We start from the raw sequence: 23,978 nt of genomic DNA on the forward strand, positions 1-23,978 counted from the left end.
CGGCAGCCCCGCCAAGGCCTGGAACTTCTGGCAGGCCAACGGCTGGTACTGAGCCGACAGCACACATCACCGCTTCCGCACCCCCGCCCACCCGGGCGGGGGCGCGCGCGTATATCGCCTGCTGGTCCGGTGTGGTGGCTGTCGGGGCGCTCTGGTGGCGGGTGTGCGGGTGGTTTTGTCAGAGCTTGGTGTGGTTGCCTGCCCATATGGGGGGAGTGCGGTCTACCCAGGGGTCCGCCTGTTCGAGTTGGCCGGCGAGGCGGAAGAGGAGGTCTTCGCGGCCGTAGCCGGCGGCGAACTGCATGCCGATGGGGAGTCCGGTTCTGCTGTCGGTGGTCACGGGTACGGACATGGCGGGTGTGCCGGCGGTGTTGAACGGCATGGTGAACGGTGAGCGGCTGAAGACGTGGTCGATCCAGCCGGGACCGTCCGGTGTGTGTGCGCCGTCGGTGTGGGTGCCCAGGGGGGCGGGCAGCTCCGGCAGGGTGGGGGTGAGCAGGATGTCGTGGGTCTCGAAGCAGTGTGCCAGGCTCCGGGCGACGCGGTTGCGGACCGTGAGCGCGGCGGCGAACTGGGCGGCGCTCGTCTGCTGCCCGTAGTGGTAGCCGGCGAGGGTCACCGGTTCGAGGGTGGAGGGGTCGACGGGCCGGCCGAGGGCGGTGGCGACCTCGTCGACCGTGGCGGCGAGATGCGCGGTGAACAGGCGGGCGTGGGCCAGGACGTACTCCTCCCAGCCGGCCCCGAGGGGGACGTCGGCCTCCTCGACCTGGTGGCCGAGGGACTCGAGCAGTCCTGCGGTGCGGGAGAGGGCGTCGGTCACGGGCGCGGTGGTGCGGCGTCCACCCCATGCGTGAGTGAGGACCGCGATGCGCAGCCGGCCCGGGGGGCGGGTGACTTCCTGCGCGTACGGCCGGGACGGCTGACGGGCGGAGTAGGGGTCGCCCGGCTCCGGGCCCAGGATCTGGTCGAGCAGTACCGCGCTGTCGCGCACGGTGCGGCTGACGCTGCCGTGCACGGCCAGGCCGCTGAAGACCTCGTCGGAGTCGGGGCCCATGGAGACGCGGCCGCGGGTGGGCTTCAGCCCGAAGAGGCCGTTGCAGGCGGCGGGGATGCGCAGCGAGCCGGCGGCGTCGGTGGCGTGCGCGATCGGGACGACCCCGGCGGCCACGGCCGCCCCCGCGCCGCCGCTGGATCCCCCCGCGCTGCGCTCGGGGTCCCAGGGGTTGCGGGTCGCGCCGTACAGCACCGGTTCCGTCGTGATGCTGTAAGCCATCTCCGGTGTCGCGGTACGCCCGAACGTCATGAGGCCGGCCCGGCGCAGGCGCACCGCCAGGAAGGAGTCGGTGCGCGCGACGTTGCCGGCCGCGAGGCGGCTGCCCAGTTCCATGCGTCTGCCGGCCATGGAGACCCCGATGTCCTTGACCAGGAAAGGGACTCCGGCCAGCGGCGCGCCGCCGGGGTGGGGTGCCTCGCCGACCGGCCAGGTCTCCACGACGGCGTTGATCTGCGGGTTGACCGCCTGCACGGCTTCGTGTGCGGCTGCCAGCAGCTCGGCGCAGGTCACCTCCCCCTGGGCCACCAGCTGCGCGAGTCCGACCGCGTCGAAGGTCACGTACTCGGTAACTCTCACTGTCACTCCACCAGAAGGAACGATACTGACGAGTCCCGAACGATACCCGACGGTATCGTCCGGGACCGGTTGGTACCCTGCTGGGAGGGGGGTGATGGGCCCCGCACCCGAGTGGACGTCACGGAGAAGTCATGGCATCGACCGCCGCAAGACCGGGCAGGGTGGCGGCACTGCCGCCGCGCGAGCGCATCCTCGACGCGGCGGAGGAACTCTTCCTGAGTGAAGGGATCCGGCGGGTGGGCGTCCAGGCGATCGCCGAGAGGGCCAGGACCACCAAGATGGCGATCTACCGGCATTTTGCGACCAAGGACGCGCTGGTCGCGGAGTGGCTGCGGATTCTGGCCGCCGACTACCAGGCGGCCTTCGACCGGGTGGAGAAGGAGCATCCTGGCCGACCCAGGGAGCAGATCCTGGGTCTGGCCCGCTTCATCGCCGAGGGGCTGCCGGCCGTCTCCCACCGGGGCTGCCCGTTCATCAACTCCCTCGCCGAACTGCCCGACCGCTCCCATCCCGCCCGGCAGGTGATCGAGAACCACAAGGCCCACCAGAGGCGCAGACTGGTGGACATGTGCGCCGAGGCCGGGCTGCCCGACCCGGAGCAGGCCGCAGCCGAGATCACCTTCGTACTCGAAGGCGCGCAGGTCAGCGTGCAGAACGGCAGCATCGACCGGGCGGGGGAGCGCCTGATGAGAATCGTCGAGGGGATCGTGGACCGGCACCGCCCCGCTGGCGCGCTCCGTCCGGCCACCGGCTGACAGCCCCGCATCCGGACTCTCCGGTACCGAAGAGTCCGGCGCGCGGACGTGGGAGACCTGCGCTCTGACCGGCGGCCGGTCGCGCGCGGCGGACGGGGGCTGCGCGGTGCGGTCTGCCCATGCCCACGGAACCCGCCCCCGTCTCTCCCTGCCCGCGGCAGAGGCCGCTCGTGGCGCTGGCGGGGCTGGAGCGTGCGGGTGACCACCCGGATCGCCCCGGTCGGCATCGTTCCGGCTGTTCCGGCTGTTCCGGCTGTGCTGGCGCCGCCACTTCGAGCACCTCACCGGCACCACGCCACTGCAATGGCTCCACGCCCAGTGCATTCGCCACGCCCAGGAACTGCTGGAACCCACCGATGCCACCGTGGACACCATCGCCGCGACCACCGGCATGGGCACCGCCACCACCCTGCGCCGCCACTCCCACCGCAGCGTCGGCGTCCCACCCGACACCTACCGCCGCGCCTTCCGTCCCTGACTGACCGTTCTCCGTCCGTCCGGCCACACGGACGGACGGAGAACGGTCAGTCAGCGTGTGGCGTAGGCGCGGATGAAGGCGCGGACTCCGTCGATCATGATCTGGCGGACCTTCTCCGGGTCGGCGGTGGCGGGGACCGGCTGGCGTTCGAAGGCCAGCAGGACGGTCAGGGCGGTGAAGTGGTCGGCGGCCAGGCGAGTGTCGTCGGTATCCAGGAGTCCGGCGTCCGCGAAGTGAGCGAGGCGGTCCGCCAGATCCTGCGAGGCCGCGTCCGTGGCGAGGTCGTCCGTGGTCGTCGGCGTCTGCAGGCGCTGTTGGGCGACGAGGGCGAAGGCGGCGGCGTAGTCGGCGGAGCCGACGATCGACGTGCCGAGGTCGATCGCGAACGCCGTGAGCGCCTTCTCCAGTTGCGGCACGGTCGTGATCCGCGCGTCCGTGGGAAGGTGTTCGTCCAGTGCCCGGCGGCTCGTGGCCAGCATCGAGTCGGACGCGGCGGTGAGGATGGCAAGGAAAAGCCGCCGTTTGTCGCCGAAGTAGTCGTACACGGTCCGCTTCGACACCTCTGCCCGCGCCGCGACGGCGTCCATGCTGACGCGGTCCACCCCCTGCTGCACGAACAGGTCCCGCGCGGCGGCGAGGATCGCCGTCCGCTTCTCCAGGGACCCTTCGCGGACCGGCTTTCGTTCACCGTCCGTGTCCATCTCCACCTCCAAGAAGACTCTACACGGTGCAGTTTACCAATTGCACTGCACGGTGTAGTGTTCATCGAGTGATCGAGTGATCGAGTGATCGAGTGATCGAGTGATCGAGTGATCGAGTGATCGAGTGATCGAGTGATCGCGGCAGCCATGGCCCCACAGACCGCACGGCCGGTGCGGTCGTACCGGCCGACGGCGAAGAAGGGCCTCCAGCGCCCGCCGGCACGAGTACGAGCCGGACACGGCAACGGACCCGGCTCCAGGCGGCGGTACGACTCCCCGGCCCCGCCATTGAGTACCCCGCAAGACTCCACACGTCCACCATCCGGCCGACCGCCCTATCGGCGCGGCGCGGCGCGGCCAGGAAGGATTCACCATGACCCAGACCCACCCCAGGCGCTCCGCGCTCGTCTGCGGCGCGAGCATCGCCGGCCCCGCGGTCGCCTACTGGCTGCACCGCTACGGCTTCGACGTGACCGTCGTGGAGAAAGCGGGCGCCGTGCGCGGCGGCGGATATCCCATCGACATCCGCGGCACCGCAGTCGAGGCGGTACGGCGCATGGGCCTCCTGCCCCGGTTACGCAAGGCCCACGTCAACACCCACCGCATCACCTTCCTGGACGCTGACGGTGGCACAGTCGCCGCTCTGCGCCCTGAGAGCATGGCCATCGGCGCCGACGGCGACCTCGAAGTACGCCGTGGCGAACTGACGCAGATCCTCTACGACGCCGTCCGGCACTGCGTCGCCTTCGAGTTCAACGACTCCATAGCCGCCCTCGACGACCGCCCCGACGGCATCGAGGTCACCTTCCGCAGCGGCGCCCGACGTTCCTTCGACGTCGTCATCGGGGCCGACGGGCTCCATTCCCACACCCGTCGGCTGGTCCTCGGCCCCGAGGAGGGATTCCACCACTACCTCGGAGCCTGTTTCGCCGGCTTCACCCTCCCCAACCACCTCGGCCTCACCTCCGAGGGAATGTTGTGGAACGTCCCCGGCCGCTCTGCCGCCCTGTACGCCGTCGGCTCCCGCCAGGACGTGTTCGGCCTGCTCACCTTCAGGCTCTCCGACCCGCCGTTCGACGCCTTCCGAGACCCCGACGCGCAGCGCGAGCTGCTCGCCGCCACCTTCCCGGACGACCACTGGGAGATCCCGCGGATCGTCGCCGAGGCGCACGCCGCGCACGACCTGTTCTTCGACGCCGTCAGCCAGATCCGGATGACCCGCTGGTCCGCGGGCCGGGTCGCGCTGGTCGGCGACGCCGCCTACGCACCGTCCTTCCTGACGGGACAGGGCACCAGCCTCGCCCTGGCCGGCGCCTACGTACTGGCCGGCGAACTGGCTGCCCGCGCCGACCACGCCGAAGCGTTCGACGCCTACGAGAGGGTGATGAGGCCGTTCGTCGCCCTCAACCAGGCACTCGCGGGCGACGGCGACACGGAGCTTTTCCCCGCCACCGAACAAGCCCTCCAACGACGCAACACCGCCCTGCGCACCCTCTCCGCCCTCCCCGCCGACCGGGTGCACGCCGAGTACAGCGCACTCACGCTTCCCGACTACCACTGACCCGCGGCCCGCGCTCCACGGGGACTCGGTCGGAGCCACGAACCGGGTCCGCTTCGGAACGGCCGTGACCATCCTGCCGTACCACCACCCGCTGCACACCGCCTGCCACGTGTCGAACATCGGCCAGCTCGGCGGTGGGCACCTTCGTCAGAATCCTGACCACACCCGCTGGCCTGCACCCCACCCCGTCACACGCCGGGCAAACGATCTCCGCAAGTCAAAGGCAACTGCATTGCCCCAGACGGACCCCTGGTTCGGGTAGTGCATGTCGTCTCTTGTGTTGTGTTGCCTGCTTGACGCCCAGCGGATCCGCAACGCTCAGGTCAGTGAAGGCAGTTGGTCGAGTTCGTTGCTGATCGCATCTCGTACTGCGTCGTGTTGCGGGCCGAGTCTGAACCGTTCGTCGCTCCACCGTTCGCGTGGATAAAGCCATACCGGTCTGCCCGCCGCGTCGGCTCCCTCCCACGCGAACCGCGGCCACACATGCGCGTGCAAAAAGGGGTCCGTGTTTCCCAGGATCTCCAGGTTGACCCGGAGAAAGGCCGTATCCAGCCGCCGGCAGGCGCGCTCGACTGCTTCACCGAGCCGGTCCATGTCGGACAGGAACGACAGCCGCTTGGCTCTCGGCAGGTCCGACAGCCGCTGCACGTCCGGCTCGTCCACGAGCAGAACCGAGTAGCCCGGCAGAAACTGGACATCCCCGATCACCGCGAATCCGGACGTCAGCCGCCGTAGCACGGTCGGGTTCTCGCCCCTGAGCGCAGCCCCGATCCGATCCGTGCGCCAGTCACCCGTCATGGCTGTAGCCTCCGTTCCAGCGTGCAAGAACCTCTCTTGGGTTCCCACCCTTCCCGCACCCTTCGAAGACCAAGCGAGCATGGGCGGCTGCAGGGAAGGACTTCTCACCGGCGTACCCATGATCGCCTGAGCACGGCCGCTTCCCTTCCCCCGGTCGGCGCCGCCCTCGCCCGAGGACCCGCACATGCACGACGACGGACTTGGTACTGGTGGGCTCGCATATTCAGCTGTCGCTGATTGCCCAGTCCGAACGCTGTCCTGACGGACAGTGACCGAGACACATGGAAAAGCATTGTTCCGCATCGGGGTGAGGCTGGTAGGAAGTGATGATGATCGGTGAAGCGCTTGACCCCATGGACCGCTTGTTCGCGGAGCGAGCCTGCGAACGTCTGATCATCGACTTCGTCCGCCGCCTCGATCTCGGAGATCCTGGTTCGGTGGCGGATCTGTTCACCGCCGACGGAGTCTGGGAGTGGCCCCAAGGGAGCCGTCGCATCGAGGGCCGGGAGGCTCTGCGTGTGTACTTCGGCTCTCGGCCGGCGGACCGGTTGTCGCGTCGCATGATGACGAACATCTTGGTCACGGTGGACTCCGCGACGACGGCGACCGTGACCTCGTATCTGGCGACTTACCGTGTCGACGGTTATGCCGGCGGCATGCTCCCACCGCGGCTCCCCGCCAACGTCGGCCACTACGAGGACACGTTTCAGAAGGTCGACGGCGACTGGCTCCTGGCTTCCCGAGCCGTGTTCCTGCCCTTTGGCGGAGATACAGAGCACCTGTCCATCTCGCCTCGTGGCGCGTGAACGGACTACCCCCGGCGCGGGGCCCAACCTTTCGGGGATCGCGTGTGGTCGCTGGAGGCGTATCGGCTCCAGGTCCCGCCGGCCTCGTCGTACCTGAGCGTTGTCCCGCAAATGATCTACGGTGTGCCTGTTGACCAGCGTTGTTTTCCGGTCATCCAGCAAGGGTGAGGTTGTGGAGGCGGGCGATGCCGAGCATGGCCTGTTGCACCCCCTCGCCTTTCAGGTGGCGGCCGCGGAGGCCCACCGCCTGACTGTGGTGACGATGCCGGGCAGATCCCCTCCCCTTCCGGGTCCGTCGCGGCCGAAGACCGGGGGACGGCCAGCCGGGATGGTCAGGAATGAGCGAGGGCATCAGCACGAAGGCGCGCGAGCAGGGCCTGCACCCCCTCCGGATCGTCGCGTCCCATGAACGACAGCGGTGCCCGCAGGACGTGGCGGGCGAGGTCACCGCTCGCCCGGACATCCTCGCCCGCGCTCACAGCCCACCCGGACATCAGACCCGATGCCCCACCGATCAGATGCGGAGTGAGGCTCTGCCTGTACTCCGCCACCGCCCGCTCCAGCTCGGTGCCCTCCAGGCCTTCGTCCCCGGTGACGGCCGACACCATCTTCAGCTCCGGCCTCCGCCCGCCGCTATGGCTTCGACCCCCGCCGCCCGGTGCAGTGGGAGGTGGAGGCGCTGGAGTCGGCCGAACTCCAGCGCTTGGTCCTCGCCGCCGTCGCCCCGTACATCGACCGCGACGTCCTCGTCCGGCAGATCGCCCGCGAGGAAGAGCAACGCCGCGCCCTGGCCGCCTTTCTGGACGGCTGGGACGCGGCGGGCGGGGGAGCACCGCCGTAGCGCTGTGCGGACGCCCGCAGGCTCAGGCGGTTGCCGCCGCCGGTTCCGGGCGCAGGGAGGCGAGTGGGGAGCACCGGCCTTTCTCCACGGTACGCAGCTGGTCCGCCAGGTCCTCGCGCCGACAGACCTGGTCGACCTGGCCGGGGTGGTGCAGCGTCCCGGCCGGGTTCGCGCTCAGGACGACCGGCATGCAGCGGTCCACGAACTGGCGCACCACGAACGAACGCAGTCACGGTCGCCTTCTCGCCATACGTGGGCGGGTTCGGAGTGCCGAGCGCGTCGGCGACCCGGTCGGCCGCCGCGCCGCCGGCGATCGGCGGGACGGGCATCACCGACAGGACCGGCCGTCAACATCCCTCAGCCGGGTGAATATCCCAGCCCCGGCCGAACCTGGCGTCACCCTTGGACGTCGGCCAGAGCATGGAGCCGATCAGGGACGACCACATCACGGAACCAGGGCTCGTCGTCGTAGACGGCGCGTCCGCGGACGACGCCATCGCTTCCGCTTTCCCGGACGGTGAGGGCGCCGGCATCGGTGCGGTGCGTCAGGCGGTGATCCTGGCCGGTGGCGTCGGAAGCCGGATGCAGCCGCTCACGCTGACGAGACCGAAGCCGATGGTCGAGGTGCACGGCACGCCGATCCTGCGGCATCAACTCGACTGGTTCGCCGGATCGGGAGTGGAGCGGGTCGTCATCTCAGCAGGCCACCGGGCACAGGTGATCAATGACTACCTTCTCGCCTGCCCGTCGCCCGTTCACACGGAAGTGGTGGTCGAGCCGCGGCCCCTGGGCCGCGGCGGAGGCATGAAGCTGGCCGCCGCTGCGCTGGAGTGGCCCGACGAACCGTGGCTCGCAGTGTACGGGGACATCTGGACCCGGTTCCCGCTCACCGCAATGTTCGCTTACCACCAGCGGCACGCTGCGCTGGCCACGGTCGCTCTTTCCCGTCCCTGGCTGCCCAGGGGGACGGTCCACTGTGACGAACTGGGCCGGGTGACCGTACTCGCCTCGCAGGCGCCTGCGCCGCTGCGGGTCAATGGCGGTGTCTTCGTGTTCGAGCCGCAGGTGAGGGAGATGCTGCCGGACGAAGGCGACCATGAGGGGATTACTCTTCCCAGGCTGATCCGGATGCAGCAGCTGATGGGTTATCCGGTGGACAGTCCGTGGAGGGCTATCAACACGCCACGGGACGTGCACGACATCGAACGCGAGATCGCTGCCCAGGGGTGACGGCGGAGAGGGCCGGTTCGTGCTGACCGGGCAGTGGCAGCCGGCGGCCGGGCAAGCCTGAACAGCCGCCGCAGGCCTCGCCCGTGCGAGGGAACCGGCGGCTTGTGGCTTCGGCCGGTGCTGCCGCGCCGGTTGGCATCCTGCCCGGCTAGTGGCGTACCGCCGATCACCGCCCGCTTCCGGAGGCACGCCGCCGGATGTGGAGGTCAAGGTCCTGCGGGGCCCGCTCCCCACCGTTGTGCGTTCCGTCGTGTCTACGGCAGTCGTACGAGCCGGTGCCGGGGGCTTGGCCCGGTCCGGCCAAGGAGTACGAACCTCTACCACCTGGTCCCTCTACCACCTGGTCGGCGGGATCGCGGCGGCCTGGGCAAACAGTGGTCAGTGGGTCCTGCTCCTCCAGGAAGCCGAGGACTGCTGGCGCTGGACCATGAGCGGCGTGGGGCGCAGCCGGAGCCGAAGCAAGAAGGAGACCGGGCCGGCCGCCCCCGCCGGAGCTGGCCACCAGCACGCTGTGGGCCTCGCCGGACGGTCCTGGCCTCCTGACGCGCCACACCTGCATGTGGAGACCCGCCACCCGGTACAGCAGAACAACCGCGGCTTCCCGCACACCGACCGTAGCCCGCTCGCGGCGGCGGTGGCCGATGCCATCGACGCCCACGACGTGATCGTCCTCCTGCCGAGGCACTGGTCCTGCCCCGAGCGTGAGATCGCGACGGCGCATGCCGTTCTCGGCGAGACCGACATCCTCTCGGACACCGGCTGCAGGACTGTGCTCACTGGCCCCGGAGGTGAGGCCGGCCGCGGTAAGCAGGCCTGGCGGGGGCGTATCAACGTGGGAGTGCCGGGCCTCAGCCTCGCGCTGTTGCGCGGTGGTGCGTCTGACGGGTGACCGTGGACGAAGTCGATTTTCACGCCGTACAGATGGTCAGGCTTCGGGTGCGAAGGCCGTGATCAGGGCCACTAGGTCGGCCGGAGCTTCCAGTGGAATCAGGTGACCAGTGTTCGGAATCACCGCGAAGTCGGCACCGGAGAGGTAGGGCACCAGGTTGGTGACGAGCACGTCGACGGGCTCGACACGGTCGTTCTCTCCGGCGACGACGAGGACGGGGACGTTGATCATGCGGGTGTGCTCGCAGACGTCCTCCGCGATGCCACGCAGCGGCCATTCCGTGCGGGCGGCGTCGGTGCTGGCCCGCGAGTCGGTGGCGATCCGAGACTTGATCGATTCGGGCAACTCGGTCGCGGTGAGGATGTGATCCCGTGCGCCAGCGACGGATTCGTCGGAGTCGTAGGCATGGGAAAGGCCTTCCCGGTACTCAGGAGTGATCCCTGCGGCGGGCTTCGCCGGAGCGGAACCAACGAGGACGAGCCCGCGGAGGCCAGCTGGCCGGGCCGCCGCTATGAGCTGCGCGACCTTGCCACCCATGGAATGTCCGACGAGGACGTAGTCGGTGACACCCGCCTCGGCGATCACGGCGAACGTGTCGTCGGCGAGTTGGCCGAGGGTGTAGGGGCCGGCCAGGTTGATCGAGCGGCTCCACCCGCGGAAGTCGACAGTGAGCATGTCGCGTCCCGCGAGCCCATCGACGACGAGGTCCCAGGTGCGGGCGGACCCACCCCAGTAGTGCAAAAACACCAGGGTCGGTCCGGTCCCCGGCCGGTGGTCGTAAGCGGGCAGTTGCGGCTGCTGCGTCGTGTTCATCGTGACTCTCTCCACCAGTGCTCTGGGGCGGGTTGTTCTGTGTGTGTCCATCGAATCTCTTCCGCTGTGCCCGGGGCATCGGCATGACTGGTCGTCCGATGGTGGAAACTGGACAGATGACCGTGATCCGGCAGATGACCTACCAGCCCGTCGGGCGCCGCGCCGCCACTGTCGAGACCATGACGTTCGACCGCCTTCGCGAGCTGAACGACGGCGGGACACAGCGTGCCGACTTCCACGTACTCGCCGTCGTCGATGCCGGGCACGGATCCGTCACCGTGGACTTCCTCCGACACCCGCTCCAGGAGCGGTCCGCGGTGTGGGTCGCCCCTGGAGCTGTGCACCGATGGGATGACATCGCCGGCGTGGCTGGGCACGTCGTGCTGTTCGTGCCGACCGCGCCGGTCACCCACGCCACCCGGGAACTCGTCGCGACCCCGGACCTGGTCGCACACTGGAGCATTCCCGACGCCGACTGGCCGTACGTCGACACCGCGCGCAACCATCTCCTCCTCGAAGCATCCGCCCCACCCGGGGACATCCCGACGGGGCTGCCCGAGATCCTGCTCTCCGCGTTCATCGCCCGGCTCCGGCCACCCCACGCCGAAGCACGGTCGATCAATCCGGTCTTCCGACGGTTCCGGTCCAGCGTCGAAGCGCACTTCCGGGAACATCACGACGCCGGCTACTACGCCCGGACACTGGGATACGCGCCCCGCACCCTCACGAGAGCGGTGCAGCAGGTCACCGGCCGGAGCGCGAAGGCGTACATCGTCGATCGGATCGTCCTGGAAGCCAAACGGCTCCTCGCACACGACCGCCTCACCGCGGCCGCCTGCGCCAACACGCTCGGCTTCCCCGACGCGTCCAATTTCTCAGTGTTCTTCCGGAAGGCGACAGGTATGCGCCCGGGCGCGTGGCAGGCGACGGTGGCGGGCGCCGGGGACGGGGAGGCACTCCATGAGTAGCTGGCTTCCCTGCGAGCTCACCGGGTGGAAGCCCGCCTTGGCCCAGGCCCGGATGGCGCGGGTGTTGGACGCTTCTGGATCGACGGTCACCCGCGTCCAGCCCAGGACCGTATGGAGATGCCGGATGAGCGCGCGGGCGGCGTCGGGTCCGAGGCCTCTGCCCTGGGCCTGGGGCAGTAGGACCATGTCGATGCCGCCCTGGCGGGGCCCGTCGGGTGCGTACTGGGCATAGCCGACCGGGACGGTCTGAGCGAGGATCAGGAAGGACTCCACCTCGGGGCGGCGTCTTCCTGTGTACTTCGCGGCGACTTCCTCGCGGGTCAGGGGCTGCCCGCCCCAGTTCCGCACGAATTCAGGATCGGCGAACCAGCGGGCGAGCAGAGGCAGGTGTGCATCAGTTGCCGGGATGAGGCAGGTCAGGTCTCCTGCGATGACGCCGTCATCCGGCTTGCAGTGCATTGCTGTGCCTCTTTCAGCAAGGGTTCTTCCGGGTTCATTGTCCCGGGAAGAGGGTGCCTTGAGTGACTTGGAAGCGGTAGGAATCGGTTATGAGAGCCCGCGGCGCCTCACGACGAGAACGGCGAGTGCGACCGTGATCAGCGGCCAGAGCGTGTACACGATCCAGGAGCCAGAGACCGTGGCGGTGTAGCCCAAGGATCCGGGCTCCGGCTCCCAGGTTTGGATCAGGCGGTTCCAGGCGGCCGACACCAGCGCGTGTTTGATGCTCGCCGACCAACGGCTGCTCTCCGAGAACATGGGGGGGCAGCATCACCAGGGTGAAGACGCTGGTGATCACGGTCCCGGCGGCATGCCGGAGCAGAACTCCGAAACCCAGACCGGCTAGGGCACAGACCAGAGCCAGCAACGCGGATGCCACCAGCGCCCGGAACACACCGGGGTGGGTGATTGGAAGGCCGGCGTGGTGCCCGTCCAGGATGGCCTGGGAGACCAGGAGGGAACCGGTGGAAGCGGCCGTGCCGGCCGCGGTCCACGGCGCAGCGGTGACGGCTGCCTTGGCCAGCACGACCGAGCCGCGGGCCGGGACGGCCACGGTAGTGGTGCGGATCAGCCCGCTGCTGTACTCGCTCACGACGGTGAGGGCGCCCATGCTGCTGGCGACGAGGATCAGCGTCCAGTAGCCGGCCGGCGGATAGGCATCGTAGGGCCGGAAGTCAGCGGGGCCGGAGGGCGAGGCCTTGTCCGCCAGCGTGGCCACGGCGGCGGACCCGAGGACGAACAGGAGGGTGAGTGCGATAGGGGCCTTGACCCCGGATCCTGGACACTCGAGACACTTGGATCGTGAGTCCAAGGAGAACGGATGTCCCGTGGTCATGAAGCACTACCCGCCGGAGTTCAAGGCGGACGCGGTCGCGTTGTACGGGTCGCGGCCTGGAGTGACGGTCAGGTCGGTCGCCGCTGATCTGGGGGTCAACCCGGAGACGTTGCGGAACTGGGTCAGGCGGCCGGCGCGATTCGGCCCCGGGGTCGCCGGGCGGAGGTTCCGGTCGAGCCGCCCACACCGCTGGAGGCGGAGAACACCGTTCTGCGCAAGAAGGTCCGCGAGCTGGAGGAAGAGCGCGAGATCCTGCGGAAGGCGGCGAAGTATTTCGCCGGGGAGAGGCGCTGGTGAACCGCTTCCGGTTCGTCGCCGACCACCAGCGCCGCCACGGCGTGAAGCGGCTGTGCATCATCCTGGGCATCGCCCGCTCCAGCTTCTACTACTGGCGCCGAACGGCTGCGGACCGGGCCGCACGGCAGGCGGCCGACGCCCGGCTCGCCGTCCGCATACAGGCCGTGCACCGGGAATCCGACGGCACCTAGGGTGTCCCGAGGATCACCGCCGAGCTCCGCGACGGGGGCGAGCGGGTCAATCACAAGCGGGTCGTCCGCGTGATGCGCCAGGCCGGCCTGGCGGGTCTGCGCTTGCGCCGCAGGCACCGCACCACGGTGGCGGACCCGGCCGCGGCGAAGGCTCCGGACCTGATCGGCCGCGACTTCACCGCGAGTGAACCGAACACGAAGTACGCCGGCGACATCACCTGTCTCCCGCTGGGCGGAGGGAAGTTCCTCTATCTGGCCACCGTCATCGACCTCGCCCCGCGCCGCCTCGTCGGCTGGGCGGTCGCGGATCACATGCGAACCGACCTCGTCCTCGATGCCCTGGCAGCCGCCCAACGGACCCGCGGCAGTCTCACCGGGGCAGTCATGCACACCGACCACGGCGCCCCAGTACACCAGCCGGGCGTTCGCCGACACCTGCCACCAGGCCGGCGTCCGTCAGTCCATGAGCGCGATCGGCAGCTCGGCGGACGACGCGCTCGCCGAGTCGTTCAACGCGACGTTCAAGCGAGAGACGCTCCAGGGCCGAAGGAACTGGTCCAGCGAGCGCGAAGCCCGCCTCGACGCGTTCCGCTGGTTGCACCGCTACAACACCCGACGCCTCACTCCCGCCTCGGACATCGCAGCCCCGATCGCCTACGGGACAACGTTCCGAGCAGCATCAACTACGCTGACACCAGCCGCATAACCCGTGTCCTGGATTCGGGGCCAAGGCCCCCCGACGCCTCACCCGCTATCACGCACCAACTCGTAAGCCGAACAGACCCCGTGAGTGGATGAGGTAGGTCTGCAGCGGCTAAACCTCGGCCTGGGGCGGTCTGCGATGACACGGGCCGCCCCAGACACACGGCAGCAGTCAGGTGATGTTTGTGGCATTGCTGATTCGAGCGGCGATCTGGGTGAAGCTGGGAACGCCCAAGAAATCGGGGAGTCTTTCTTCTTCTGCTGTGTATCGAATCGTTGCCGCCGGGGCCTCGTCGGGACCACAGTCGAGTGGTGCGACAACTCGTTCGATCGGGGCTGAAGACGGTCGGTTACCGTTCGGCTGAAGCGCCGGCGAGGAAGAGAGTGATCGCGTCGTCGATGAGCGCCTCGCTCTGGGGCATCGTGATCCGCCGGGACGTGACGAGCGCCGAGATGCCCTGAACGGTCGCGGACAGCAGCAGTGTGAGCCGGCCGACATCGTGTGCGTCGTACGCGCCGGTTTCGACACCCGCGTTCATGAGGTCGGTCATGGTGGCGAACAGGCGTTCCGCAGCGCTTTGTACCGCCTCCGAGGGCTCGTCGGTCTTGGTCGCGAACATCAGGTCGAGCAAGGCCGGCTCCCGCACGGCGAACGTCACATATGCCGAGGCTGCCGCGTGCAGGGTGCGCGTGTGGTCGTCCTTCACTTGGGAAGCGGCCTTGTGGATCTCGTCGGCGAGCCGGACGAAGCCACGTTCCGCGAGCGCGTCGAGCAGGGCGTTCCGGTCGGCGAAGTGGCTTCGAGGAGCTCCGTGGCTGACACCCGCCTCACGCGCCAGTTCGCGCAGGGACAGCGCGTCGATGCCACGCTCACGCAGCACCGCCTCCGCCTGTTCGAGTAGCACGGCGCGGAGGTTGCCGTGATGGAAAGGCCGATGAGACATGGCTTCATCTTATCCGGAAGTAGACGTTGACTAGTTACTAGGCATTGCCTAGTCTCGGTACGCCGGACATCGTCCGGTTTCACCCGCGGCGTGTGCGGCCGATCCGACGGACGACGCGGCCGAGCGATCCCGACCTGCGACGGAAAGAGGCCCGGAGATGAGCCCTCAGAACACCGCACTGTGGCTGCCGAAGCCGGGCGCGCCCTTCCAGGTGGGGCCCGCGCCCTACACGCCCCCGGCGGCGGGCGAGGTCGTCGTCCGCGTGCGGGCGGTCGCCGTGAATCCCATCGACGGCTTACCGGGCTTCCTGTACCGCCTGGCCCTGCCCTGGCTGTCCTTCCCTGCCGTCGTGGGCTCGGACGTCGCCGGCGAGGTCGTCGAGACGGGTGCGGGCGTGATCGGTCTGCACCCGGGCGATCGCGTCCTCGGGCACGCGTTCGGGGTCGACAAGTCCCGCAACCGTGCGGCCGAGAGCGCCTTTCAGCACTATGTCGTGCTCATGCGGCACATGGTTTCCCCCATTCCCGACTCGCTGACCTTCGCTCAGGCGGCTGTGCTCCCGCTGGCTCTGTCGACCGCTGCGACCGGCATGTTCCAGCAGGACCATCTCGGCCTTGCGATGCCCGGCGCCGAGCCCGTCGACCATGCGGAGACGGTGGTCGTATGGGGTGGTTCGACCAGCGTGGGAAGCAACGCGATCCAACTGGCCCGCAACGCGGGTTACCAGGTCGTGGCCACCGCGTCGCCGCACAACTTCGACCATGTCCGCGCCTTGGGCGCAGCCCATGCCGTCGACCGCAACAGCCCCGGCGCCGTCGAGGAAATCCTGGAACGGATCGGCGGCGGTCCGCTCGCGGGCATCCTCGCGATCGGATCCGGGTCGCTCCCGAAGACGGTCACGCTCGCGGCCCGGGCACCAGGCGGCAAGCGGATCGCCTCGGCACAGCCCGAGCTGTTCACGCGCATCACGCGACGACGTGCTCGGCGGCACGGCGTGCGGGTGAGCAGTATCTGGGGCGGCACCCTGAAGGACAACGAGGTCGGACCCGCGATCTACACCAACTTCCTCCCGACCGCACTCGCCACCGGCGCCTACCGGGCCGCACCGGAAGCGACCGTCGTCGGCCACGGCCTCGCCCGCATCCCCCACGCCCTGCGGGAACTCAAGAATGGCGTTTCCGCGAAGAAACTGGTCGTTACCCTCTGAGCCCCGGTACCCCCAGCACCTTTTCGGGCCGAGCGTTCGATGCCGCCCTTGGGCAGGGTGGCCGCCAGGGCGTCGACGTGGTCCTTGGTGCGGGAGACGAGCGCGAGGCCGAAGCCTTCTCGGCCGAAGCAGCGGGCGACGGCGGCGCTCAGGCCGGGGCCGGCACCGATGAGGGCGAAGGTGGTCACGGGAACGCTCGGGGGAAAGAACGGAGGGGGTGGGGGCTGGTCAGGTCCGGGGGTGCAGGCGCAGGGTGGTGGCGCGGGCCCGCTCGCTGATCACGGGCTCGACGCAGCCGGTGCAGCGGCCGTACTTGGCCCGGTAGGCAGCGTCGACGCGGTCGTTTACCGCCGCGTCGTCGACGGGGGTGAAGGTGACGTCGGTGTCCACGCCGCCGACGCTGATGTGCCCGGCCCGGCGCGCGCGAGCGGTGTTCCACCAAGCGCCCGCGGTGTCGCGCCAGGAGCGGACATACAGGCCGTCTCCGTCGGTGACGACCCAGATGGTGGTGGATCCGCGCAGGGACCCGTCGTTCGGCGCGGGGCGATGCGCAGTTCTTCGGCGTCGGTGACCTTCCGGAATGCCCACGGAGTCCATGTGCTCATGGACCAGACACCTTCACGGTGCCCGCATCGCGGTGGCCGGACGACCGGCCGCCCGTCAGGGTCCTGTGGCTGTTGACCCGCCTGGCCGTCGACTGGCACGACGAGTACGACCTCACCACCGGCCGGCTGGCGCGCCGCTGCCGCCGAGTACTCCCCGGAGAAGCTGCTCCCCTGGTACGAGGAACAACTGGCCGCGGCGACCGACGATGACCAGCGCACGATGCCTGCGGGAGATCCGCGACTGGGTGGCGGCCGGCGAAGTCGAGCCGCATCCGGATCAAGGTGATCGTGTGCATCGCCCGGTTGAGCTGCCGGTCTCCACTGCGGTTGAGCCGGTGCCGGTTGGTGAGCCCGGAGGACGTCGTCAACAAGTGGGCCCTCCTGATCATCGAGGCGCTCGGCGAGCACACCCTGCGCTTCAGCGAGCTGCGCAACGAGGTCGAGGGCGTCAGCCACAAGATGCTCACCCAGAACCTGCGCATGCTGGAGCGCAATGGCCTGGTCGACCGGAAGGTGCACCCCACCGTGCCGCCGCGGGTCGAGTACACCCTCACCGAGCCGGGCCGGGCCCTGCGCACCGCGGTCGACGCCATTTGCGGCTGGACCCACCAGTACCTCGGGCACATCGAGAGTGCACGCGGTCGTTTCGACGCTTGACGGGCCGGCAGCGGCACCCTCGCGCGTTGCGCGATTCCTTGATCGATCTCGCTTCGGTGGCACCGACGTGGCCCGCGCTTCACCTGGTCGCCGATACCGAGCCATCCCGTGCCACAGGGAAGTTCAGCCCATCCCGAACGCACCGCCGAGCTGCGCCGGGTGTTTACTGGGCGGTGTAGCCGCCGTCGATGGGGAGCGCGACGCCGATGACGAAGCCGGCGCCGGGGCTGCACAGCCACAGGACGGCCTGGGCCATCTCCTCAGGTGTGCCGAGCCGGCCTATGGGCTGGTTGGCTTCGGCTGCGGCGCGGTCGAGTTCTCCCTTGGCGATCATGTCGCTGACCATGGGGGTGTCGATGGTGCCGGGGCAGATGGCGTTGATGCGGATGCCGCGCGGGGCGTATTCGAGGGCGGCGCTGGTGGTCAGGCCGATCACGCCGTGCTTGGAGGAATGGTAGGAGGCGCGGCCGGGCAGGCCGACGAGGCCTCCGAGGGAGGAACAGTTGACGATGGCGCCGCTGCCCTGCTCGCGCATGTGCCGCAGTTCGTGCTTCATGGACGCCCAGACGCCGCGCAGGTTGATGGCGTGAACGCGGTCGAACTGGTCTGCGCCTTCGTCGGCGGCGTCGGCGGGCGGTATCTGGATGCCGGCGTTGTTGTAGGCCATGTCGAGACGGCCGAACGTGTCCACCGTGCGGTCGACGGCGGCTGCGACCTGGTCCTCGTCGGTGACGTCGCAGACCAGGGCGAGGGCCTGGTGCCCGGCGTCTGTGAGGTTCTTGGCCGCCTCGTGCACCGCGGCCTCGTTGACGTCGGCAAGGGTGACGGCGGCGCCGGAGGTGGCGAAGGCGCGGGCGGCGGCCAGGCCCATGCCGGAGCTGGCGCCGGTGACGAAGGCGACCTGGCCGGTGAAGTCGTAGGTGGGGTTCACGGGGTTTCCTCCTGGTGGACGGAGTGCCGGATGGCCGGACGGATTCAGGACCGCGTCGATGTCGCTTCGGTGGTCTGCCGTGGTGCCGGGATCTGAGCGTCGGGGCTGTTCTGGGTGACGATCCGCATCGTCCCCCGCTGGGCGGCGGTGGCCAGGGCGATCAGCGGCAGCAGGGTCAGGCCCGTGAAGAGGGCGCCGATCAGCGCCGGGCCGGTCACGCCGAGAGAGGAGGCCAGGGCCTGGCCGGCCAGCGCGGAGCCGGCGGCGATGCCTGTGTTGTAGGCGGATGTGGTCAGCGCCGAGGCCAGGGTGGGCGCGTCACCGGCGAAGCGGACCGCGAGGGCGGTGACGACCGGGTTGATCGTGAACCCGGTCAGGGCCATCAGGAAGATCAGGAAGACGGCAGCTGGCGGAGTGGTGGACAGCGGGATCAGCGCGAGCAGGGCCAGAGCGGTCGCTGCGGCGGCCGGGATCGTCGTAGCCATCGGGCGCCGGTCGCCGAACCGGCCGCCGATCGCGGTGCCGCCCAGCGCGCCGGCGCCGAAGGCGACGAGGACCAGCGGCACGGCCCCGGCCGGGATGCCGGCCCGGTCGGTCAGCAGCGGGGTGATGTACGTGTAGGTCGCGAGGACCCCGCCCATGATCAGGACGGCTGCGGCCAGCGCCAGCCACAGACGGCCCTGGCGCAGTGCCCGGATCTCGTCGCGGACGGACACCTGGGCGCGCTGCGGGGTGCGGGGCAGGAAGCGGCCGATGACGGCGGCGGCCAGGGCGGCGAGGGCGGCCAGGACCCAGAACAGTCCGCGCCAGCCGGTGACGTGTCCGGTCAGGGAGCCGGCGGGGACGCCGACGACGTTGGCCAGGGTCAGGCCGCCCATCATCACGCTCACGGCCCGGGTGGCGTTCGCCGGTCCGGCGGCGGCGGTGGCGATGACGAAGCCGACGGCCCAGAACGCCCCCGTGGCCAGCGCGGTGACGAAACGGGCGGCCAGGACGACGGTGAAGGAGCTGGTGAGGGCCGCGAGGATGTGACCGGCGGCGAAGACCGTCAGGGCGAGAACGAGGGTGAGGCGCTGGGGCAGGCGCAGGGTGGCCAGGGCCATGGTCGGCCCGCCGAGGATCATGCCGACGGCGAAGGCCGTGACGAGCAGGCCGGCGTGGGAGACGCTGGTGCCCAGGTCGGGGGCGATGTCCGGGAGGATCCCGGCGATGACGAACTCGGTGGTGCCCATCAGAAAGGTGCCGGCCGCGAGCATCCACACGACGAAGGGCAGCTTGCCCGGCGTTGGAGCGGCGGGGTGGGGCATGAAGAACTTCTTTCCAGGCTTGGAGAAGGGGTGGTCAGGTGGCGGGCTCGATGGTGATCCGCTCGGCCTTGGCCAGCTGCTCGACGGAGGCGTCGAGGTGGCCGAGGATCAGCAGGTCGGCCGAGGGGGCAGGGCCGTTCTGGTAGAAGATGGCCAGGTTGCCCCATGGCGCGTAGTAGGCCAGGTCGCCTGCCTTGGCCGCGGACGGCCGGGGGGCGCCGTCGGTGGTGAGCTTGCGCGGCGGATAGCCGATCCGCTCCGTGCCGTGGAAGTCCTCCAGCTTCAGCGTGAGCGGCAGCAGGCCGGCCAGGTCGCGGGCGGCGGGGCTGTCGTTCAGGGTGCCGTCGGCCGGCTGGCCGTCGATCGTCAGGCGAATGCGCATGGCGTGGTTCCTGTGGGACGGTGTGGATATTCGCGCGTCGTAGCCGACGGGTGCGGGGACGGCGCAGCAGGCGGCGGCTGATCGTTGCAGGCCGTCATGGGCCCGATCAGGACGGCGAGCAGGACAGTGCGCGGGAAGGCGCGAAGCACGGGCCTGTTTCTCCAAACTCCGCTGGGTCGGATGAGCTGCCGGGCCGCGCACGCGGCAGCGCCGGGGACGGGCGCCGGCAGGGCGTCGTCGCGCGGCGCCGGGTTTCAGGCGGTGGCCGGGGCGGCTGCGTACTCCTCGTCGGTGACGGGGGTCAGCCAGTGCACGAGGGCGTGGTCGTCGTCGCCCTCGTTGATGGCCACATGCACCATCAGCCGGTTCGGGGCGGCGCCGTGCCAGTGTTCCTCGTCGGCCTCGAACAGGACGCGGTCGCCGGGGCGGATGACCTCCACCGGTCCGCCGCGGCGCTGGCACAGACCGATGCCCTCGGTGACGAAGACGGTCTGGCCGAGCGGGTGGCGGTGCCAGTGGGTGCGGGCGCCGGGCATGAAGTGCACCAGCGAAGCGGTGACCCGGGATGGGGCGGGCGCGGCGGCGACGGCGTCGATGTAGACGTCGCCGGTGAACCAGTCGGCCGGGCCCTTGACGGTGTCGATCGAGCTACGGGTGATCTGCACGAAAGCTCCTTGTACGGGTGGCGGGGTAAGGGGCGCGGGTCAGGGCTTGAGGAGGGTCTTGACGGCGCGGCGCTCGTCCATGGCCCGGTAACCCTCGGCGACCTGGTCCAGGGGCAGGGTGAGGTCGAAGACCTTTCCCGGGTCGATCGCGCCGGTCAGGACCCGGTCGATGAGGTCGGGCAGGTAGCGGCGTACGGGGGCGGGGCCGCCGCGCAGACCGACGTGGGAGAAGAACAGCTCCTGCCCGTCGACTGCGACCTCATGGGGGACACCGACAAAGCCGACGTTGCCACCGGGCCGGGCCGAGTGCAGGGCCTGGCTCATGGCCTCGGCGGTGCCGACGCACTCCAGGACGGAGTCGGCGCCGATCCCGTTCGTCATCTCCTTGATTCTCTCGACACCCTCGTCACCGCGCTCGGTGACGATGTCGGTGGCGCCGAACTCCCGGGCGAGCTTCTGCCGGGACTCGTGCCGCGACATGGCGATGATCCGCTCCGCCCCCATCTCCTTGGCCGCGATCACGCCGCACAGGCCGACCGCGCCGTCGCCGACGACCACGGCGGTCGACCCGGGCTTCACCTCGGCGGCGTCGGCAGCCCACCAGCCGGTGCCCATGACGTCGGACACCGCCAGCAGGCCGGGCCAGAACTTCTCGTCCGGCACCTCGTCGGTGGCGACCAGGGTGCCCTGGGCGTTGGGGATGCGGACGTATTCGGCCTGGCAGGTGGACATGAACTCGCGGTGCAGACAACTCGACTGGAAGCCGTTCTTGCAGTTCGCGCAGGTGTTGTCCGAGGTCGCGAAGGAGCCGACGACGAACTGGCCCGGCTTCACCGAGGTGACTGCGGAGCCGACCTCCTCCACGAAGCCGACGTACTCGTGGCCCATCGGGTGCGGGTCACCGATCGGCTCGGCACCGCGGTAGGGCCACAGGTCCGAGCCGCACACGCAGGTCACGGCCGTACGGATGACGGCGTCGGTCGGCTTGAGGATCTTCGCGTCCTCCACGGTCTCGAAGCGGACGTCGCCGGGGGCGTAGATCATTGCTCCGCGCATGAGAGAGGTTCCTTTGCTTGCCGAGGCGTGCGATCCCGGATGCCGGGGCCGTCGCCGAGTGCAGGGCCGGATGCGAGCCCGTCGTGATGACCGGGCGGAAAGCACCACGTCATCCAGGTAACCCGTTCTTCACACCGGTAGCGAGACATCATCAAGGGGTGTACTGCCAGTACATCCCTGCGGACACGGGCAGGACGTACCGTCGAAAGCGTGGACAACCGAGCACAGGTCCGCGAGTTCCTCACCTCGCGGCGAGCGAAGATCACCCCCGAGCAGGCCGGCCTGCCCTCCGGGAACCGCCGACGGGTACCCGGCCTGCGCCGCAGCGAGGTCGCCGCCCTGGCCGATGTGAGCGTGGAGTACTACGCCAAGCTCGAGCGCGGCAACCTCGCCGGCGTCTCCCCGGCCGTCCTTGAAGCCGTCGCCCGCGCCCTCCAGCTCGACGACGCCGAACGCGCCCACCTGCTCCACCTGGCGCAGGCCGCGGACGGCTCCGACGCGCTCACCCGGCCTCGTCGCCGCACCACCCGGACCTGGACCGCACACCGGAGCCTGCAGTGGGTCCTGGACGCCGTCACCACCGGCCCCGCCTTCGTCCGCAACGGCCGCATGGACCTCCTGGCCACCAACCAGCTCGCTCGCGCCTTCTACGACGACGTCTACGCCACGGCCGGCAACCAGGCCAACCTGGCCCGCTTCCAGTTCCTCGACCCCGCCTCCCGCCGCTTCTACCCCGACTGGGGCGAGGCCGCCGACATCGCCGTCGCCATCCTGCGCACCGAAGCCGGACGCAACCCCCACGACAAAGATCTCCACGACCTCGTCGGCGAGCTCTCCACCCGCAGCGACGACTTCCGCACCCGTTGGGGCGCCCACAACGTCCGCCACCACGGCACCGGCACCAAACGCTTCCACCACCACACCGTCGGCGACCTCACCCTCGCCTACGAAGGTCTGGAGATGACCGCAGAACCCGGCCTCACCCTCACCATCTACACGGCCGAACCCGGCTCACCCTCCGAAGAAGGCCTACGCCTGCTCGCCTCATGGGCGGCCACACCCCAGTCCCTCACACCACACTCCGGCGACTGACACCGCGCGCCGGAGCGAACGTCACGCAATTCCCCAGGCGTGCGGTAGCGGCTGTGGCCGATGGGTGCCCGGGCCGTCCGGCGTACTCGGATCGGCGCGGCTTCATGCCGCCTGGCATTGCCTGTCCCGCCACCCGACATCTCTAAACGGATAGCTCATCCGATTGTGTGCTACGGTCCCCGACAAGCGGATGAACTATCCGCATGACTGGGTGGAGGAGCGCATGGCGAAGAGGGCTGTGGTCACGGCGGGGACGGCCGGCATCGGACTGGAGACGGCCCTGGGGCTGGCCGGCGCCGGGTTCTCGGTCACCGTGGTCGGACGCAACGCCGACCGGGGTGCCCGGGCGGTCGACCGGATCAACGCGACGAACCCGTCGCATCCCGGACGGTTCCTGCCCGCCGACCTGGGCTCGCTCGACCAAGTGCGCGCGCTCGCCGACCGGATCGCCGCTGAGCACGCCGCATCCGGCGACCCGCTGACCGTACTGGTCAACAACGTCGGGGCGATGTTCCCGCAGCGGCAGACCCTGGATGGCATCGAGGCGTCGTTCGTCGTCAACCACCTCTCGCCGTACCTGCTGACGGAACTGCTGCTGCCCACACTGACGGGCGGGGCGCCGAGCAGGATCGTGAACGTGACCTCGGGCGCGGTCGGGCTCGCGAAGAGAGCCTTCGACGCCGTCGAGCCCCCCGGCGGCTACTACGGCTTCCACTGGTACGGCCGCGCCAAGCTCGCCAACCTCGCCTACACGCTCGACCTGGCGAACCGACTGAAGGGCACGGCCGCCTCCGTCTTCGCCGCCGACCCGGGAGGCGCCGCGACCGATATGACCAACGGGACCCTGACCGATCCGAAGGTCGTCTCACCAGCCCTGCGCCTGCTGTGGCCGCTGGTGCGTCGCAAGTTCGAACGCTCCACCTCAGGTCCGGCGTCCGTGGCTGCCCGGCCCTCGATCGTCGCCGCCACTGACGAAGCCCTCGCGGGCCGGACCGGCATCGTCATCGGGGCCCAGGGGCACCCGGTGACGCCGCTGCGAGCGGCGACCGACCCCCGCATCGCCCGGGACGTGCGCCGGCTCAGTGAACGGTACGCACCGCTCACGGTTTCCTGACCCGCCAGGCGGTGCGGGTGCTGTC

26 protein-coding genes and 4 pseudogenes are annotated in these 23,978 nt (G+C 69.8%); 13 read left to right on the top strand and 17 right to left on the bottom strand.

The window, feature by feature from the left end; all coding sequences use genetic code 11:
• Positions 1-178: 178 nt before the first annotated feature.
• Positions 179-1,630 carry an amidase gene (locus AB0E62_RS31330; protein ID WP_362201397.1) on the bottom strand — a complete coding sequence of 484 codons (1,452 nt, stop codon included), beginning with the start codon at positions 1,628-1,630 and terminating at the stop codon, positions 179-181.
• Between the two features lie 131 nt (positions 1,631-1,761).
• Here AB0E62_RS31330 and AB0E62_RS31335 point away from each other — a divergent pair, with 131 nt between their 5' ends.
• Positions 1,762-2,385 carry a helix-turn-helix domain-containing protein gene (locus AB0E62_RS31335; protein ID WP_362201400.1) on the top strand — a complete coding sequence of 208 codons (624 nt, stop codon included), beginning with the start codon at positions 1,762-1,764 and terminating at the stop codon, positions 2,383-2,385.
• Positions 2,386-2,650: 265 nt separating this feature from the next.
• Positions 2,651-2,863: pseudogene (locus tag AB0E62_RS31340) on the top strand (helix-turn-helix domain-containing protein); the annotation flags it as partial.
• 50 nt (positions 2,864-2,913) lie between these two features.
• On the opposite strand, the gene AB0E62_RS31345 reads toward AB0E62_RS31340, so the two are convergent.
• The gene (locus tag AB0E62_RS31345; protein WP_362201403.1) at positions 2,914-3,564 is read right to left on the bottom strand and encodes a TetR/AcrR family transcriptional regulator; all 651 of its coding nucleotides are present in this window, start codon (positions 3,562-3,564) and stop codon (positions 2,914-2,916) included.
• A gap of 373 nt (positions 3,565-3,937) precedes the next feature.
• Between AB0E62_RS31345 and AB0E62_RS31350 the strand changes: the two genes are divergently transcribed.
• Positions 3,938-5,125 carry an FAD-dependent monooxygenase gene (locus tag AB0E62_RS31350; protein ID WP_362201406.1) on the top strand — a complete coding sequence of 396 codons (1,188 nt, stop codon included), beginning with the start codon at positions 3,938-3,940 and terminating at the stop codon, positions 5,123-5,125.
• 318 nt (positions 5,126-5,443) lie between these two features.
• On the opposite strand, the gene AB0E62_RS31355 is transcribed toward AB0E62_RS31350, so the two are convergent.
• Positions 5,444-5,923 (bottom strand): diadenosine tetraphosphate hydrolase, encoded by a 480-nt coding sequence (locus tag AB0E62_RS31355; RefSeq protein ID WP_362201409.1) that lies wholly within the window; start codon positions 5,921-5,923, stop codon positions 5,444-5,446.
• A 329-nt stretch (positions 5,924-6,252) separates the two neighbouring features.
• Here AB0E62_RS31355 and AB0E62_RS31360 point away from each other — a divergent pair, with 329 nt between their 5' ends.
• A complete protein-coding gene (locus tag AB0E62_RS31360) occupies positions 6,253-6,729 on the top strand; it encodes a nuclear transport factor 2 family protein (RefSeq protein ID WP_362201588.1) in 477 nt (158 codons plus the stop codon).
• A gap of 332 nt (positions 6,730-7,061) precedes the next feature.
• On the opposite strand, the gene AB0E62_RS31365 is transcribed toward AB0E62_RS31360, so the two are convergent.
• The gene (locus tag AB0E62_RS31365) at positions 7,062-7,337 is read right to left on the bottom strand and encodes a hypothetical protein (RefSeq protein WP_362201411.1); all 276 of its coding nucleotides are present in this window, start codon (positions 7,335-7,337) and stop codon (positions 7,062-7,064) included.
• 50 nt (positions 7,338-7,387) lie between these two features.
• Between AB0E62_RS31365 and AB0E62_RS31370 the strand changes: the two genes are divergently transcribed.
• The gene (locus AB0E62_RS31370; RefSeq protein WP_362201413.1) at positions 7,388-7,570 is read left to right on the top strand and encodes a hypothetical protein; all 183 of its coding nucleotides are present in this window, start codon (positions 7,388-7,390) and stop codon (positions 7,568-7,570) included.
• Positions 7,571-7,592: 22 nt separating this feature from the next.
• Here AB0E62_RS31370 and AB0E62_RS31375 read toward each other — a convergent pair whose 3' ends face one another.
• A complete protein-coding gene (locus AB0E62_RS31375; protein WP_362201416.1) occupies positions 7,593-7,787 on the bottom strand; it encodes a hypothetical protein in 195 nt (64 codons plus the stop codon).
• 185 nt (positions 7,788-7,972) lie between these two features.
• Here AB0E62_RS31375 and AB0E62_RS31380 point away from each other — a divergent pair, with 185 nt between their 5' ends.
• Complete coding sequence (locus tag AB0E62_RS31380; protein ID WP_362201419.1) at positions 7,973-8,800, top strand: nucleotidyltransferase family protein; 828 nt, start codon at positions 7,973-7,975, stop codon at positions 8,798-8,800.
• A gap of 559 nt (positions 8,801-9,359) precedes the next feature.
• Positions 9,360-9,689 carry a hypothetical protein gene (locus AB0E62_RS31385; protein ID WP_362201421.1) on the top strand — a complete coding sequence of 110 codons (330 nt, stop codon included), beginning with the start codon at positions 9,360-9,362 and terminating at the stop codon, positions 9,687-9,689.
• Positions 9,690-9,725: 36 nt separating this feature from the next.
• On the opposite strand, the gene AB0E62_RS31390 is transcribed toward AB0E62_RS31385, so the two are convergent.
• Positions 9,726-10,502 (bottom strand): alpha/beta hydrolase, encoded by a 777-nt coding sequence (locus tag AB0E62_RS31390; RefSeq protein ID WP_362201424.1) that lies wholly within the window; start codon positions 10,500-10,502, stop codon positions 9,726-9,728.
• A gap of 116 nt (positions 10,503-10,618) precedes the next feature.
• Here AB0E62_RS31390 and AB0E62_RS31395 point away from each other — a divergent pair, with 116 nt between their 5' ends.
• Positions 10,619-11,470, top strand: a complete 852-nt coding sequence (locus tag AB0E62_RS31395; protein WP_362201427.1) for an AraC family transcriptional regulator — start codon at positions 10,619-10,621, stop codon at positions 11,468-11,470.
• Here AB0E62_RS31395 and AB0E62_RS31400 read toward each other — a convergent pair.
• Both AB0E62_RS31400 and AB0E62_RS31405 read right to left on the bottom strand, forming a co-directional pair.
• Positions 11,378-11,929, bottom strand: a complete 552-nt coding sequence (locus AB0E62_RS31400) for a GNAT family N-acetyltransferase (RefSeq protein ID WP_362201430.1) — start codon at positions 11,927-11,929, stop codon at positions 11,378-11,380. The two genes, AB0E62_RS31395 and AB0E62_RS31400, sit on opposite strands and share 93 nt — an antisense overlap.
• 34 nt (positions 11,930-11,963) lie before the next feature.
• A complete protein-coding gene (locus tag AB0E62_RS31405; protein ID WP_362201433.1) occupies positions 11,964-12,686 on the bottom strand; it encodes a hypothetical protein in 723 nt (240 codons plus the stop codon).
• A gap of 109 nt (positions 12,687-12,795) precedes the next feature.
• Between AB0E62_RS31405 and AB0E62_RS31410 the strand changes: the two are divergent.
• Positions 12,796-13,910: pseudogene (locus AB0E62_RS31410) on the top strand (IS3 family transposase); the annotation flags it as partial.
• A gap of 433 nt (positions 13,911-14,343) precedes the next feature.
• Here the strand turns inward: AB0E62_RS31410 and AB0E62_RS31415 are convergent.
• The gene (locus AB0E62_RS31415; RefSeq protein WP_362201436.1) at positions 14,344-14,898 is read right to left on the bottom strand and encodes a TetR/AcrR family transcriptional regulator; all 555 of its coding nucleotides are present in this window, start codon (positions 14,896-14,898) and stop codon (positions 14,344-14,346) included.
• A 196-nt stretch (positions 14,899-15,094) separates the two neighbouring features.
• Between AB0E62_RS31415 and AB0E62_RS31420 the strand changes: the two genes are divergently transcribed.
• Positions 15,095-16,144 (top strand): zinc-binding alcohol dehydrogenase family protein, encoded by a 1,050-nt coding sequence (locus tag AB0E62_RS31420; protein ID WP_362201438.1) that lies wholly within the window; start codon positions 15,095-15,097, stop codon positions 16,142-16,144.
• 38 nt (positions 16,145-16,182) lie between these two features.
• Here AB0E62_RS31420 and AB0E62_RS31425 read toward each other — a convergent pair.
• The 3 genes and pseudogenes from AB0E62_RS31425 to AB0E62_RS31435 all read right to left on the bottom strand — a co-directional run.
• Positions 16,183-16,332: pseudogene (locus tag AB0E62_RS31425) on the bottom strand (dehydrogenase); the annotation flags it as partial.
• A gap of 40 nt (positions 16,333-16,372) precedes the next feature.
• Positions 16,373-16,741 (bottom strand): DUF2255 family protein, encoded by a 369-nt coding sequence (locus AB0E62_RS31430; protein ID WP_362201439.1) that lies wholly within the window; start codon positions 16,739-16,741, stop codon positions 16,373-16,375.
• Positions 16,742-17,009: 268 nt separating this feature from the next.
• A pseudogene (locus AB0E62_RS31435) lies at positions 17,010-17,108 on the bottom strand (transposase); the annotation flags it as partial.
• On the opposite strand from AB0E62_RS31435, the gene AB0E62_RS31440 reads away from it, so the two are divergent.
• Positions 17,095-17,406 carry a helix-turn-helix domain-containing protein gene (locus tag AB0E62_RS31440; RefSeq protein ID WP_362201441.1) on the top strand — a complete coding sequence of 104 codons (312 nt, stop codon included), beginning with the start codon at positions 17,095-17,097 and terminating at the stop codon, positions 17,404-17,406. The pseudogene AB0E62_RS31435 and the gene AB0E62_RS31440 overlap by 14 nt on opposite strands.
• 163 nt (positions 17,407-17,569) lie before the next feature.
• Here the strand turns inward: AB0E62_RS31440 and AB0E62_RS31445 are convergent, their stop codons facing one another.
• The 5 genes from AB0E62_RS31445 to AB0E62_RS31465 all read right to left on the bottom strand — a co-directional run bounded on the left by AB0E62_RS31445 (position 17,570) and on the right by AB0E62_RS31465 (position 21,747).
• Positions 17,570-18,337, bottom strand: a complete 768-nt coding sequence (locus AB0E62_RS31445; RefSeq protein ID WP_362201444.1) for a glucose 1-dehydrogenase — start codon at positions 18,335-18,337, stop codon at positions 17,570-17,572.
• Between the two features lie 44 nt (positions 18,338-18,381).
• Positions 18,382-19,644, bottom strand: a complete 1,263-nt coding sequence (locus AB0E62_RS31450; protein WP_362201447.1) for an MFS transporter — start codon at positions 19,642-19,644, stop codon at positions 18,382-18,384.
• A 34-nt stretch (positions 19,645-19,678) separates the two neighbouring features.
• Positions 19,679-20,026, bottom strand: coding sequence for a cyclophilin-like fold protein (locus AB0E62_RS31455; RefSeq protein ID WP_362201450.1), 348 nt, complete (start codon positions 20,024-20,026; stop codon positions 19,679-19,681).
• 254 nt (positions 20,027-20,280) lie between these two features.
• On the bottom strand, positions 20,281-20,691 hold the full coding sequence (locus tag AB0E62_RS31460) for a cupin domain-containing protein (protein WP_030794003.1): 411 nt from the start codon (positions 20,689-20,691) through the stop codon (positions 20,281-20,283).
• A gap of 39 nt (positions 20,692-20,730) precedes the next feature.
• Entirely contained in the window at positions 20,731-21,747 is a 1,017-nt protein-coding gene (locus tag AB0E62_RS31465; protein ID WP_362201453.1) for a zinc-dependent alcohol dehydrogenase family protein, read from the bottom strand.
• Between the two features lie 210 nt (positions 21,748-21,957).
• Here AB0E62_RS31465 and AB0E62_RS31470 point away from each other — a divergent pair, with 210 nt between their 5' ends.
• Both AB0E62_RS31470 and AB0E62_RS31475 read left to right on the top strand, forming a co-directional pair.
• Positions 21,958-22,839 (top strand): helix-turn-helix transcriptional regulator, encoded by an 882-nt coding sequence (locus AB0E62_RS31470; protein WP_362201456.1) that lies wholly within the window; start codon positions 21,958-21,960, stop codon positions 22,837-22,839.
• 223 nt (positions 22,840-23,062) lie between these two features.
• Entirely contained in the window at positions 23,063-23,953 is an 891-nt protein-coding gene (locus AB0E62_RS31475) for an SDR family NAD(P)-dependent oxidoreductase (RefSeq protein WP_362201459.1), read from the top strand.
• Positions 23,954-23,978 lie beyond the last annotated feature (25 nt).

Source organism: Streptomyces sp. NPDC038707 (genome assembly GCF_040636485.1).
GTDB lineage: Bacteria > Actinomycetota > Actinomycetes > Streptomycetales > Streptomycetaceae > Streptomyces.